This is a genomic window from Sulfitobacter sediminivivens (assembly GCF_042611115.2).
Lineage (GTDB): Bacteria > Pseudomonadota > Alphaproteobacteria > Rhodobacterales > Rhodobacteraceae > Sulfitobacter > Sulfitobacter sediminivivens.
Window position 1 is genome coordinate 483,453 of sequence record NZ_JBHGAR020000001.1, and the last position, 13,347, is coordinate 496,799.

The 13,347-nt window shown below is 57.3% G+C and carries 15 protein-coding genes; 7 read left to right on the forward strand and 8 right to left on the reverse strand.

Annotated elements, in window-relative coordinates; genetic code table 11:
• Window positions 1–182: 182 nt before the first annotated feature.
• A complete protein-coding gene (locus ACEWL3_RS02305; protein WP_386177418.1) occupies window positions 183–1,067 on the forward strand; it encodes an HAD-IIA family hydrolase in 885 nt (294 codons plus the stop codon).
• A 111-nt stretch (window positions 1,068–1,178) separates the two neighbouring features.
• Here the strand turns inward: ACEWL3_RS02305 and rpsO are convergent, their stop codons facing one another.
• From rpsO to rbfA, 6 genes are all read right to left on the reverse strand, one after another.
• A complete protein-coding gene (rpsO, locus tag ACEWL3_RS02310; RefSeq protein ID WP_114877023.1) occupies window positions 1,179–1,448 on the reverse strand; it encodes a 30S ribosomal protein S15 in 270 nt (89 codons plus the stop codon).
• Between the two features lie 173 nt (window positions 1,449–1,621).
• Window positions 1,622–2,578 (reverse strand): calcium-binding protein, encoded by a 957-nt coding sequence (locus tag ACEWL3_RS02315; protein ID WP_386177419.1) that lies wholly within the window; start codon window positions 2,576–2,578, stop codon window positions 1,622–1,624.
• Window positions 2,579–2,690: 112 nt separating this feature from the next.
• On the reverse strand, window positions 2,691–3,215 hold the full coding sequence (locus tag ACEWL3_RS02320; RefSeq protein ID WP_386177420.1) for a DUF1643 domain-containing protein: 525 nt from the start codon (window positions 3,213–3,215) through the stop codon (window positions 2,691–2,693).
• A 190-nt stretch (window positions 3,216–3,405) separates the two neighbouring features.
• The gene (gene truB / locus ACEWL3_RS02325) at window positions 3,406–4,329 is read right to left on the reverse strand and encodes a tRNA pseudouridine(55) synthase TruB (RefSeq protein ID WP_386177421.1); all 924 of its coding nucleotides are present in this window, start codon (window positions 4,327–4,329) and stop codon (window positions 3,406–3,408) included.
• Window positions 4,330–4,424: 95 nt separating this feature from the next.
• Window positions 4,425–5,162 carry a phosphodiester glycosidase family protein gene (locus ACEWL3_RS02330; protein WP_386177422.1) on the reverse strand — a complete coding sequence of 246 codons (738 nt, stop codon included), beginning with the start codon at window positions 5,160–5,162 and terminating at the stop codon, window positions 4,425–4,427.
• Entirely contained in the window at window positions 5,159–5,575 is a 417-nt protein-coding gene (gene rbfA, locus ACEWL3_RS02335) for a 30S ribosome-binding factor RbfA (protein WP_386177423.1), read from the reverse strand. Before rbfA ends, ACEWL3_RS02330 begins: the two co-directional genes overlap by 4 nt.
• An 84-nt stretch (window positions 5,576–5,659) precedes the next feature.
• Here rbfA and dapB point away from each other — a divergent pair, with 84 nt between their 5' ends.
• Window positions 5,660–6,475, forward strand: coding sequence for a 4-hydroxy-tetrahydrodipicolinate reductase (gene dapB / locus ACEWL3_RS02340; RefSeq protein ID WP_386177424.1), 816 nt, complete (start codon window positions 5,660–5,662; stop codon window positions 6,473–6,475).
• A gap of 82 nt (window positions 6,476–6,557) precedes the next feature.
• Complete coding sequence (locus ACEWL3_RS02345) at window positions 6,558–6,914, forward strand: dihydrodipicolinate reductase (protein WP_386177425.1); 357 nt, start codon at window positions 6,558–6,560, stop codon at window positions 6,912–6,914.
• Between the two features lie 55 nt (window positions 6,915–6,969).
• On the opposite strand, the gene ACEWL3_RS02350 is transcribed toward ACEWL3_RS02345, so the two are convergent.
• On the reverse strand, window positions 6,970–7,110 hold the full coding sequence (locus ACEWL3_RS02350; protein ID WP_386177902.1) for a DUF1674 domain-containing protein: 141 nt from the start codon (window positions 7,108–7,110) through the stop codon (window positions 6,970–6,972).
• A 223-nt stretch (window positions 7,111–7,333) separates the two neighbouring features.
• Here ACEWL3_RS02350 and ACEWL3_RS02355 point away from each other — a divergent pair, with 223 nt between their 5' ends.
• On the forward strand, window positions 7,334–8,608 hold the full coding sequence (locus ACEWL3_RS02355; protein WP_386177426.1) for an RsmB/NOP family class I SAM-dependent RNA methyltransferase: 1,275 nt from the start codon (window positions 7,334–7,336) through the stop codon (window positions 8,606–8,608).
• On the opposite strand, the gene ACEWL3_RS02360 is transcribed toward ACEWL3_RS02355, so the two are convergent.
• A complete protein-coding gene (locus ACEWL3_RS02360; RefSeq protein ID WP_386177427.1) occupies window positions 8,609–9,361 on the reverse strand; it encodes a phosphate/phosphite/phosphonate ABC transporter substrate-binding protein in 753 nt (250 codons plus the stop codon).
• A gap of 175 nt (window positions 9,362–9,536) precedes the next feature.
• Between ACEWL3_RS02360 and ACEWL3_RS02365 the strand changes: the two genes are divergently transcribed.
• The 3 genes from ACEWL3_RS02365 to lspA all read left to right on the forward strand — a co-directional run.
• Window positions 9,537–11,285: a heparinase II/III family protein gene (locus tag ACEWL3_RS02365; protein ID WP_386177428.1), complete on the forward strand. Its 1,749-nt coding sequence runs from the start codon at window positions 9,537–9,539 to the stop codon at window positions 11,283–11,285.
• Between the two features lie 17 nt (window positions 11,286–11,302).
• Window positions 11,303–12,889: a bifunctional phosphoribosylaminoimidazolecarboxamide formyltransferase/IMP cyclohydrolase gene (purH, locus tag ACEWL3_RS02370; protein WP_386177429.1), complete on the forward strand. Its 1,587-nt coding sequence runs from the start codon at window positions 11,303–11,305 to the stop codon at window positions 12,887–12,889.
• Between the two features lie 12 nt (window positions 12,890–12,901).
• Window positions 12,902–13,347: signal peptidase II (gene lspA, locus ACEWL3_RS02375; protein WP_435000486.1), on the forward strand; the 446-nt coding region annotated here is incomplete at its 3' end.

Genomic DNA, 13,347 nt, shown 5'->3' on the forward strand with positions numbered 1-13,347 from the left:
GGCGAGTTTTTGACATTAATATCTGAATAGTGCCATTTTGGAAGGCATCATAGATATAATTTGGTAAATCTGCGGCATGATGGTGAAATAAATGTTGTTTTGTTGTTTACGGCTGTGCTCTGGCTCAGTACCCTTAGGGATGCACAGAAAACTTAGCAACCACTGACAAGCGCGGGGACAACATGCTAACGACGCAATCAATCTTTGATCGCTACCAGGCAGTCCGCAGCCGATTTCCCAAAGTTGTAGCGCAGTCCGAAACTGTCGATATCACCTGCCTGCTGGATATCGCCGACGACGTTGATGCCTTTGTTTTCGATGCCTTCGGGGTGCTGAATGTGGGCGAAACCATGATTCCGGGGGCTGATCACAGGCTCGATCAGCTGCGTGAACGGGGCTGCGCCATTCGTATCCTGACCAACGCCGCCAGCTATGACCGCAGCGGCGCTGTCGCGAAATTCAAACGTCTGGGGCTCACACTCTCAGATGATGAGATCATCACAAGCCGCGAGGCCGCATTGCTTCACCTGACCCAAGGGAAATGGGGTGTCATTGCTGCGGATACCGATCGGCTGGTCGACCTGCCTGCCACTGCGTTGCGCTTGGGCGATGATCCGAAAGACTATGATATGGTCGACAATTTCCTGTTCCTTTCCACGTCCAATTGGACAACCGACCGTCAGGATTTGTTAAAAGATGCCATGCAGAACCGCCCGCGGACCCTGTTCATTGGCAACGCCGATCTGGCGGCCCCGCGCGACGATGGGTTTTCCGTGGAACCTGGCCACTTTGGTCATCTGATTGCAGACCTGTTCCCTGAACAGGTGCGATTTTTCGGGAAACCTTTTCCCGAGGTTTACCACCTTGTCGAAGCAACGCTTCCCGACGTGCCGAAAGATCGAATCGCAATGTGTGGAGATACGCTGCACACTGATATACTTGGGGCTGCGGCACGCGGATGGCGTACAGTTCTTGTGACTCAAGATGGATTGTTTGCCGGGTATGAAACAGGCACCTTTTCGAAAAAGTCGAACCTTTTCGCAAACTGGCGGCTGGGCCGTATTTGATGATCGGGATTCTGTCCGGTTTTCGCAGGCTTTTCGCCATGCGGTGCGCATGAAAAAACCGCCCTCTGTCACCAGAGCGCGGTTTCGTGTTCTTCAGCGATGCCTAAACGCTTAGCGGCGCAGGCCCAGACGTTTGATCAGATCCTGATATCGGGCCTCATCTTTGCCTTTGACATAGTCGAGCAATTTGCGGCGTGTTGCGACCATTTTCAAAAGACCACGGCGACCGTGGTTGTCTTTCTTATGAGTCTTGAAGTGTTCTGTCAGCGTCGCGATGCGCGAGGAAAGGATGGCGACCTGCACTTCTGGCGATCCTGTATCGCCTTCTTTGGTGCCAAAGTCCTTCATGACTTTTGCTTTTTCTTCCAGTGTAATCGACATCGGGGTCTCCTTTGCGGAAAAGTTAAAATGAATGGCGCAGGCCGGGATGTCGTCCAGCTCAGGCCCATGGAGGCATCACATGCCAATCAGAATCAGCAGGTGATGGGCGCGTATAGGAAAATAGCTTGGGAATGGCAAAGACTTATTGCCATAGCGGTTTGGCTGCCCGCTGGTCAGGCAGCGATCAGGCCATTGGCATAAGCGGAACTGAGCGGGATCAGCATTACCTCCGCGCTGTCCAACGCCTTTGCCCCTGTGACATTCGCCACGATCACATCACCCATAAAGATGTTTAGAAGGCCCGCATTTTCAGGATCGGCCACAATCGAAACCTCTGGCGCTTCGCTGTCAGCGGCGCTGTCATCCCAGACAAACAGCAAGGCGTCATCAGCTGGCACGAAATCTGTGATGTGTACCGCATGGCTTGCGCCAATCCAGTCCCCCATAACGATCTGATCGGCCCCATCACCTGTGGTCACAATATCGTCCTGACCTGCCAGAATCACATCATCGGCACCGCCACCGTTCAGGAAATCCCGATCATCGAGGTCTTGAATGCCCGCTGTATCGGGATCATCGACGATGCCATTCAACACATCAGCACCCCATCCCCCAAAAAGAACATCCTGTCCCGCGCCACCATCAAGCGTGTCATTGCCCAGGCCGCCTTGGAGGGCATCGGAACCTTCTTCACCGAAAAGCTGATCGTCACCCTCGCCCCCGTGAAGGGAATCCTGGCCGACACCGCCATAAAGGATGTCATCATCACCGTGGCCCATCACACTGTCGTCCCCATCATCCCCATGGATATCGTCATCGCCTTGATCACCATGGACATTGTCATTGTCCGGCCCGCCAAAAAGTGTGTCATCGCCACCGGCCCCATGAACATCATCATTGCCGGCACCGCCATCTATGACATCGTTGCCGTCATAACCGTTAATCTGGTCGGTGTGGCCGCCGCCGATAATAAAGTCCGCATCAGCACTGCCCAGAACGATGTCGTCTTGTGTAGCGTTGCTGTTTTCCGGTGCGCCGGGCTGGTCGTCGCCGTCCAATTCTTCGCTCAAATCGACATAGACCGCCGTGCTGACCGCCATCAAACCCATCAATCCTGCCAACCACAACATCTGATCATCCTAAAAAGCGGGTCTTCGGCACAACCACGTACCGCCCCGGCGCAGATAAACCACGCAAGCGCGCGGTCGCCTAAGCCAATAGAGTTAACTGGTTAATTGACCGTTAAAGGGTGACCTGATCGATTGACCACGAAATGGGTTGTTGAGAATAGGGCAGGTATAGCGGATGTTTTGGGTGCCCCGCTTTAGATAAACCAAAATGGAACAATGGTTTACCCTGTCGGGACAGCATGTCAGCCACAGCAATGCCCCGATCCAGATGCGCACCGTGAGTGCCCCATGCCGCGATGATGTGGTCGGCCCACAGCGCACCTTCTTTCAAAGTCGAATCATTTTCGGGGCCAACAGGATCAGGGGCGGCACGCATGTCGCGTGGATCCGTAGCGCGCCACGCAAAGATGTTGGTCACGCGAAAACCGCCGTACCCCAGCGCCCGCGCCCGACGTTCGCAGCGTTCAACTGTTGGGTCGTTCTGCACTTCGGTCGCGGTTGACGGGTTGAGCATCACGAACATCACCTGCTTGCCGACCGGATTCCAAATGCGGCCAAGGCTATAGCGGTATCTGTCGCAGTCGGAATAGACCGCAGTAGAGGGCGCATCGCCTTTGGTGTGTGTTCGGGTGATCATGATGTGGTTGTGCCAATCCTGGCGTCTCAGTGCAATTCGAATAACGGTATTCTGAGAAACTATGCCCCGGTGCTAGCGCCTGTGGCTTTGATGGATGTGGCAGGGGCAATCACTGGGATGAACAGACCGTTTGGGACTGGCCTGAACGGTGTGGCACAGCGATGGATTCAATCCCAATGAACCACAACACTCAGTCGTTACCTGACGAAGATACATTGAAAACCCGTGTGGGATGAAGTTCGCCTGATCTGAAGCGGCCAACAGCAACGGCTTTGCCGTCAAAGGACGCCCAGCATTCGTCACCGTATTCAACATCGTGTGCGATGACCATGCCGGGATTGCCATTGCGCAGGCGCACAGCACCTTCTGCGGTCGCCTTGACCTCTGGCAAAGCATGCAACCCCTGTTCAAGCGGCAAGAGGTGCGCATCAAGCTCGGGCGTGCGGGCCATTGCCTCAACCTCTTCCAGCGTCAAACCATCAGAGACGTCGAAGGGGCCCGACCAGATACGCCGCAATTCGCGGACATGGCCGAAACATCCCAATGCCTGCCCCAGATCCCGCGCAACAGATCGAACATAGCCGCCCTTGCCACACACCATTTCAAGGGTCACGTGATCCGCATCCGGTCTTTCGGTCAAAAGCAGGCTCTCCACCCAGAGGGGCCGCGCCGCCAAATCCATCGCTTCACCGTCGCGGGCGCGTTTATAGGCGCGTTCCCCGTCAATCTTGACTGCGGAGAACTGCGGCGGCACCTGTTCGATATCACCGACAAAGGCACCCAGCGCCGCCTTTATAGCCGCATCATCCGGGCGCACATCAGATGTCTCAAGTATTTCCCCTTCGGCGTCATCGGTGTTTGTCGATGCCCCCAAGCGCACGGTGAACACATAGGCTTTCAAGGCATCGGTGATATAGGGCACAGTTTTTGTGGCCTCACCCAGTGCCACGGCCAGTACCCCGGTCGCATCCGGGTCAAGCGTGCCAGCGTGGCCTGCTTTTTTGGCATCCATCGCCCAGCGTACCTTGTTCACCACAGCCGTTGAGGTCGGCCCGGCGGGTTTGTCGACCACCAGCCAACCTGAAATATCCCGACCTTTGCGTTTGCGTGCCATGTTCACTCTCTTTGTTGACCAAAGTGCCACTTAACGCGCCAAAGCGTGACTGCCCAGACCCAAGTTTGAAAAGAACCCGAACGGGCGAGCGGCCGCTATCTCGCGGGCTCAACCACGCCAATGATTGGACCCAGCGCGCTGAACCCTGCGTCGTCGCGGCCCAGTTCCGGGGCACGCAGGCGCGATACGTTCCCATCAAAATAAAGCGCATTCGGCATCTTGAGGTGATCGCGAAAAAGGACACCGAAATCATAAAAATTAACTGTGTTGTCCGAAATCGCAAATACCGCACGTGTGCCATCCGCCGTGGTGCCGACACCGTTGCGGATGTAGCGTGATGTCCCGTCTTCGAGAAACTTTGGGTGCAGCGCACCATCAATCACCAGCATAGGACCCGATTGTGTGGCAGAGACGCAAGGTGGGTTGTCGCGCAAAAACGCTTTGGTTTCAAAAACATCTGCCCGACCGTCCCGAAGGCACAGCACACCATTGGGCAGCAGACCAAAATTGCCGGGACCATCGCTGCTGATCACCCGCTGGACCTCTTGCCCGTTCTCGACATAATGGCCCACCGGTGCGCGGTCTTCATGAAACATACCTGCGTTCATCGCAAAGCCAAGATGCTGACCGTTTGCGTTCAGGGTTGCTTCAACGTTGCCAAAATGACCGTAAATCTGGCCATCCTCGTCCTTGAGGAAAAGCTGCAGGTTTTCCTGCGTCAGATCGACCTCGCAAATTGAGTATTTATTGCCAGCGTAGGTTTCAGACCGACATGCCGCAGCGTCCGCTGGTCTGGTAACAAGAACCAGAGCCAAGAGGACAAGCAGCCTCATTCGTCCAGTGCCTGATCCGGGGCATTGGCATCCCGGCGCACAATGTCCTGGGCCAGCATCCGCCGCGTTTCGTCCATCTGGTCAAAGGTCTGATCCAGTTGAAACCGCAAATCCGGCGCAAATTTGAGCGTCAGTTTCTTGGAGACCATGCGCCGCAATTCGCCTTTGTTGCGCGCCAAAAGCTGGAGCACCTCATCCTTGCCTTGCCCGCCCAATGGCAAAACATAGGCTGTGGCGATCTTGAGATCCGATGACGTGCGCACCTCGCCGACGGTGATTGACATGCGGTTGAGTTCGGGGTCGTGCACATCGCCACGCGCCAGAACGTCTGACAAAGCCCGTCGAATGGTCTCGCCCACCCGAAGCTGTCGTTGCGATGGACCTGTGCCCTCTTGAAACTTATTCTTTCCCATGGCTTCCATCTAAGACGTCCCGCAGCCTTTGCCAAGCCGCGCCATGCAGGCTAAACCAAACGAAATTGACCAAGGAGCGCGATCATGACCCAAACCCCCGGTATCGCCATCACAGGTGCCTCTGGCCGTATGGGCCAGATGCTGATCACGCAGGTTTCAGCAAGCGACCGGATGCGGTTGGTTGGCGCGATTGAACGACCCGGCCATGCGTGGGTGGGTCAGGATGTTGGCGTGGCCATGGGTGGCGCAACTTTGGGAGTTACGGTTACAGACGACCCGCTGGACGCCATTGCACCCGCGCAAGCCATTATTGATTTCACCGCGCCCAAAGCAACACTTGAGTTTGCAGCCTTTGCAGCGCAGGCCCGCGCCGTACACGTCATCGGGACAACCGGCATGACCGAGGATGAGATCGCGGCCCTTGAACCCGCTGCCCGCCATGCTGTGATCGTGCGCGCAGGCAACATGAGCCTTGGCGTGAACCTTTTGACCCAATTGACCAAACGGGTCGCGGCCGCGCTGGATGAAGATTACGACATTGAAATCATCGAGGCCCATCATAACCAGAAGGTCGATGCGCCCTCTGGCACGGCGCTGATGTTGGGTGAAGCGGCAGCAGCGGGCAGGGGTGTGACACTGGCCGAGGTATCGGACCGGGCGCGCGACGGAATGACGGGCGCGCGCAGACCCGGCGACATCGGTTTTTCAGCCATCCGTGGTGGCGATATTATCGGAGAACACGACGTGATGTTTGCCGCTGCAGGTGAACGGATCATCTTGCGGCACGTCGCCTCTGATCGCTCGGTCTTTGCGCGCGGCGCGCTCAAGGCCGCACTTTGGGGGCTGAGACAGGCCCCCGGGCAATATGATATGCTTGACGTTCTGGGCCTGTCTGATTGAGCGTCGAGATGTTTTTTCAACAAAGATGAAACCAATCGGGCGGTTGAAACGTATCCTTTATATTAGTCAAAGGAGACGCGCCTTGAAATCATTGTTAGCCTCCATTTCCGCTTGTGTCCTCGCTTTGGCAACACCTGCCTTTGCGGATTACGAAAAGGTCACAACCAAAGCCGATTTTGTTGCGCTGGTCGAGGGAAAGTCGCTTACGCGTCCCATGGTGAAGTTGTCGGTGCTGCCAAACGGACAAATCTCGGGCATGGGCGCAGTCTGGGAGATTACGGGGCAATGGCAGTGGAAAGGGAACTATCTGTGCCGCAGCCTCGAATGGGGCGGTGACGATCTGGGCTACAACTGCCAGTCGGTTGAAGCGGATGGAGCCAAAATGCGCATCACTTCTGACAAGGGTGCCGGTCAGTCGGCTGAATTCAGACTGCGCTGATCTTTTGGGCCGTTAAGCAGGCTCGCAGGTTTTCGTTACAACGGTTAGGTCCTGATCAAAAATCGACCGCAAGACCTTTTTTCTCCCAATCACCGTATCTGACAGGCTCCGGCCCGTTCCGACCGCCTAATTCCGGCGGCAGGTTTGTCACTTTTTGGGTTTTCCGCCGCTCTTCAGCCTCAGCCAGAGCGCGCATGGCGGCTGGTGGCAGGTCGGGCTTGGGGTCTGGCGGGGTCGGTTTGGGCACGTCGGGGGCGGGGTTTTCCCTTGGCTTGGGCTGAGGCGGCAGGTCCGGTCCGGGGGGTGACGTAGGATTTGGCATGGGGTCCTCTTGAGGCAACTTCCACCTTGATATACGTCCCAGATTACCGCAGACAACCCATGCCCCCAAGGCTGGCCCCCAGATAGAAAGTGACCTCATGGCAGATACAGGCGTTCAGGCCCGAAAAAGTGCCGTCTATTTGTTGGATCAGATACTTGGTGAAGAGCCACGCCTGATGTCTGAGCTTTTGGCTGGCGGTGCGCTTGATAAGCTACCCCCCGATGACCGCGCTCGCGCGCAACGTCTGGCGCTGGAAACGCTGCGCGGCATGGAACGGGCGGATCGGCTGCTGCAAAAATACCTGAACTCCTATCCACCCCTGACCATTCGCAACGTTCTGCGCGTCGGCACGATAGAGCTTTGCCAGGGCGGTGCCGCGCATGGTGTGGTGAACGCAATGGTCAATCTGGTTTCGGGTCACCGGACCCTGAGCCATCTCAAGGGGCTGACAAACGCCATTCTGCGCAAAATCGCGACAGAGGGGCCGGACGCCTGGGCCGCCCTGCGCGCGCCGCGTTTGCCCAAATGGTTGCGGGGGCCGCTGACCGAAGCCTGGGGGGCCGATGCAATGGCCGCCATGGAGGCCGCACATTTCGCGGGCGCACCGCTGGACCTGACCGCCAGACGCGATCCAGTGGCCTTGGCAGAGGCCGTTGGCGGCGTGGTGCTGCCCAATGGGTCGGTGCGGGTCCGGGATGCAGGGCAAGTATCCGCAATGCCCGGGTATGCAGAGGGCGATTGGTGGGTCCAGGACGCCGCCGCGGCGCTTCCGGTTCAGGTTCTGGCCCCGAAAAAGGGCGAAAATGTGCTTGATCTATGTGCGGCACCGGGGGGCAAGACAATGCAACTGGCAGCGCTTGGGGCACAGGTCACGGCCGTCGACAGCTCTGCGTCGCGCATGGTGCGGGTCAAGGAAAACCTTGCGCGGGTGCATTTGCCCGCCAAGACCCGTGTGCAGGACGCGCGCGAGGTGGCAGGTGAATATGATGCCATTTTGCTGGATGCCCCGTGTTCGGCCACCGGCACGATCCGGCGGCACCCTGATTTGCCCTATGCCAAGGATGGGTCTGAATTTGGCGATCTGATTGAACTGCAATCGGAGTTGATCGACCATGCGTGGTCATTATTGAAACCCGGTGGCCGGTTGGTTTTCTGCACCTGTTCACTCTTGCCTGATGAAGGCGAAGTGCAGGTGGACGAGGCATTGGAGCGTCACGCCGACATGACAACGGATACCGATGCTTTGGATGTGCCGGGGATTGATGCTGACTGGCACACCACCGAAGGCGGCTTGCGCCTGCGCCCGGATTATTGGGCCGATCGGGGTGGGATGGATGGATTCTATATCTCCTGCCTGCGCAAGGCAGGTTGATCAGCTGTCACTTTCTGGCGGGTTGGGGACAGCCAGATAGGCCTCTTTAGGGATCGGGATCAGTCCCTGAATGCCCAGTGCTGAACGATCCGGACCTTCCAATGCTGCAATCGCGGCGCTGACGGCGTCAAATGTTGCTGGTTGGTCGGCACCGGCAGCAGCGATATAGGGCAAACCGGGGGTCGGGGATGTCCATTCCAGCACCCGCAGGCGCTCTGCAAAAGGTTCATACCGCGCGATCAATCGCCAAGACACAGCGTCAAGTGCCGCAATGTCCGCCTGACCCTCTGCCACGGCGCGGGCAGAGGACAAATGACTGTGGCTCTGCACCCGATCTGTGAACCAGAACCCAAGCGGTTTTGTGTGGGCATAGGGTGCCGCAAAACCTGATTGTGAAAACGTCTGATTAAAAGCGAATCTCGCATCTTTGAAGTCTGGCAGCGCCCCGCGTGTGTCATCCGCCCGCACCACAATCGCGCTTTTGTAGTATCCCGGCGGGCAATCGGGCACGCCGAAGTCAGGTGTGCCGATCAGCGTGACCTTGTCGTGCAGCCATTTCCGATAGGGCATCCCACAGGTTTGGCTGAGCACCAGATGCGGATCGTTCCATACTCTGAATTCATCCACATCATGCGACAGGACCACAGGGGCGGCAACGCCTCGCGCGGCCAGTTCAGCACGGATCTGACCCCAACACCGCGCATGTGCCGCGTCAAGCTCAGGGCGCATGTACATCATCAGGCTGGCGATCATGAACTGGTTTCCTTTAGATATTTCGCCCGTAGATTAATATGTGCAAGCAGCTGGCAAACGCACATTTGCGACCAATCCCGCCGATTGCCATAAAAAATGCCAAAATGCGGTGACTTGCAGGTTGACTCAGGGTATGGTTGCGCCAAACGCCAGCAGAGCGTCAAGGGCAGCACATATGTTAAACACCACCAGTCTGAAGGCGCGCAAAGCGCGTTTTCTCAATCTGTGGCACGCAAAGGTCGCAACCCGAACCCGTGCACAGGTCAAAGGATTTGTATCCTCGCCGGAACCCCGCACCATCGGGTCCTATGCGCGTGGGCGGCAGTTGGTGGCAGGAAATTATCTGTTTGCAGGGACATTATTGAACGAACCGGGCACCTCTATCTGGGATGTTGCGCCACCAGATGCGGCTTATGCCGAAGAAATTCACGGGTTTGCGTGGATGGACGATCTCGCCGCTGTTGGTGACGTTGCAGCACGAACTGTGGCGCAAAACTGGCTTTGGGCCTGGATTGACATTTATGGCAAGGGCAAGGGGCCGGGATGGACACCTGATCTGACGGGTCGTCGGTTGATCCGCTGGATCAATCACGCGCTTTTTGTGCTGCGCGGGCAGGAGTCGGACCAAAGCAAAGCGTTCTATCGCTCATTAGAGCAGCAAACCCAGTTTTTGTCGCGGCGCTGGCGCGGAGCCGCGCCCGGTTTGCCGAGGTTTGAGGCGTTGACGGGCCTCATTTATGCGGGCTTGTCGCTTGAGGGGCAGGAATCGCTGGCCGATCCGGCCATCAAGGCTTTGGCCCGCGAATGCAAATCGCAAATAGACAACCAAGGCGGTTTGCCGACACGCAACCCTGAAGAATTGCTTGCTGTTTTCACGCTTCTCACATGGGCTGCGGCGGCGCTGAGTGATGCGGGCCGTGGTGCGCCCAAGGAACATCTTGAAGCCATCGAACGCATCGCACCCACCCTGCGCAGCCTGCGGCATGCCGATGGTGCCTTGGCACGCTTTCATGGCGGCGGGCGCGGCGCTGAGGGGTGGTTGGATCATGCGCTGGCGGCGTCGAACGTAAGGGCCACTCAGCCAGACGGGCTGGCCATGGGGTATGCGCGACTGTCGGCGGGCCGCACCAGCGTGATCATTGACGCAGAAACGCCGCCGTCGGGTGCAGCGTCTGACAACGCCCATGCCTCTACACTTGCATTTGAACTGACCTCGGGGCGCAGGCCCCTGGTGGTCAACTGTGGTTCTGGTGCGTCTTTTGGTGCCGAATGGCGCAGGGCCGGTCGGGCCACACCGTCACATTCAACGCTGTCTTTGGGGGGCTATTCAAGTGCCCGGCTTGCCGAACCGGATCGCCACACCGGTCATGAGGCGCTGATCGATGCGGCAACCCATGTGCCCGTCGAAATCAGCCAGATGTCGGACGGCATCCGCTTTCAAGGCGGTCATAATGGTTATGTCATGACCCATGGGCTGACCCATGCGCGGACACTTGAATTGACGCTGGATGGGCGCGGGCTGGCGGGTGAGGATATGCTGCTGGCAATGGAGGACGTTGAGAAGAAGCGTTTTGACCGCGCTCTGGATGCCGGCAAGTTGAAAGGCATTCAGTTTGATATCCGGTTTCACTTGCACCCTGACGTTGATGCGACACTCGATCTGGGCGGTGCTGCGATCTCTATGGCGCTCAAGAGCGGTGAAATATGGGTGTTCCGCCATGACGGCACACATAATCTCAAACTCGAAGCAGGCGTCTATCTGGAAACCACGCGGTTGAAACCACGTGCTGCACAACAGATTATTTTGACCGGAATGGCATTTACCTATGCCACACGGGTCAGGTGGTCCTTGTCCAAAGCGCAGGAAACTGCGATTGGCGTGCGGGATCTGTCACGAGACGATCCTTATGCCGAAGAAGACTGACCAGAGGACCCCTGCCCATGCCCGACCTGCACCCCGTCAAACGCGCCCTGCTTTCTGTATCTGACAAGAGCGGATTGATTAATCTGGGCAAGGCTCTGGCGGCGCATGGGGTTGAATTGCTGAGCACGGGTGGCTCGGCCAAGGCATTGCGCGATGCGGGGCTGGATGTCCGCGATGTGGCCGATTTGACCGGCTATCCGGAAATGATGGACGGCCGCGTCAAGACATTGCACCCCGCAGTGCATGGCGGGCTGCTGGCACTGCGCGACAACAAGGATCATCTGGCCGCGATGGACACCCACGGCATTGGCGCAATTGATCTGGTGGTGGTGAACCTCTATCCGTTTGAGGCGGCAGTTGCCAAGGGGGCGGCCTATCCTGAGATTATTGAGAACATCGACATCGGCGGCCCGGCGATGATCAGGTCAGCGGCCAAGAACCATGGCTTTGTGACTGTTGTGGTCGATACGGAAGATTATTCTCAGGTGATTGCCGAACTGAATGCCCATGCCGGTCAGACCACCTATGCCCTGCGCCAACGTCTGGCCCAGACCGCCTATGCCCGCACGGCGGCCTACGACACAGCGGTCAGCACATGGATGGCCGAGCAGGTCAGCGAAACACCGCGCCGCCGCACCTTTGGCGGGACTTTGGCGCAAACCTTGCGGTATGGCGAAAACCCCCATCAGCAAGCCGCGTTCTATACTGATGGCAGTGACCGCCCCGGCGTGGCAACGGCCACCCAGCATCAGGGAAAAGAGCTGTCTTATAACAACATCAACGACACCGATGCGGCGTTTGAACTGGTCAGCGAATTTGCACCGGAAAATGGCCCTGCATGCGCGATTATCAAGCATGCCAACCCATGTGGCGTTGCAACAGGTAGCACCATGATCGAGGCCTACACGCGCGCCTTTGATTGTGACCGCACCTCGGCGTTTGGCGGCATCATTGCGCTTAACCAAATCCTTGACGGTGAAACTGCGGAAGCCATCAGCGGGATCTTTACCGAAGTTGTGATTGCGCCTGGTGCTGATGCAGACGCCATGAGTATTTTTGGCAAAAAGAAGAATCTTCGGTTACTGACCACAAATGGGTTGGCTGACCCCGCACTGGCAAAGCTGGCGGTGCGGCAGGTGTCGGGCGGATATCTGGTGCAGGACAAGGATGTGGGTCGGATCACCCGTGATGATCTGAAAGTTGTGACCAAACGCGCACCCTCAGATCAAGAGCTCAGCGATTTGCTTTTTGCCTGGACGGTTGCGAAACACGTTAAATCCAATGCGATTATTTATGTCAAAGATGGTGCCACAGTCGGCGTGGGCGCGGGCCAGATGAGCCGCGTCGACAGCACCCGAATTGCGGCCCGAAAGGCACAGGACATGGCCGAGGCGATGGGCCTGCCGGCCCCCTTGACACAAGGGTCTGTTGTGGCATCTGACGCGTTCTTTCCCTTTGCTGACGGGTTGATCACCGCAGCAGAGGCGGGGGCAACGGCACTTATTCAACCGGGCGGGTCAATGCGCGATGACGAGGTGATCGCGGCTGCGGACGCGGCTGGTCTGGCGATGGTCTTTACCAACATGCGCCACTTTCGGCACTAAGAGGGGCAACAGATGCGCAATTTTATCTGGGCCGGATTTGCCGCCTTTCTGATCGATCAGGCCAGCAAATATGTGGTGATCCACATGATGGAACTGGCCCGCATTCGGTCGATTGACGTGTTGCCGCCTCTTCTGAATTTTCGGTATGGCGAAAATCGGGGCATCAACTTTGGCCTTGGCGATGGCGTCAGCATCTGGTTCTTGATCGTCCTCGCGTTGGTTATTTGTCTTGCTGTTACACTGTGGCTGCGCCGATCAGAACAAGGGTTCTGGGCGCAAATAAGTGGTGGCCTTCTGGTGGGCGGGGCACTTGGCAATGTGGCGGATCGGCTGATCTATGGCTATGTGCTTGATTTTCTTAATATGTCTTGTTGCGGCATCAACAATCCGTTTGTTTTTAACATTGCCGACGTTTTTATCTTTGCAGGTGCGTTGGGGTTGGTGTTGTTCACAACCGA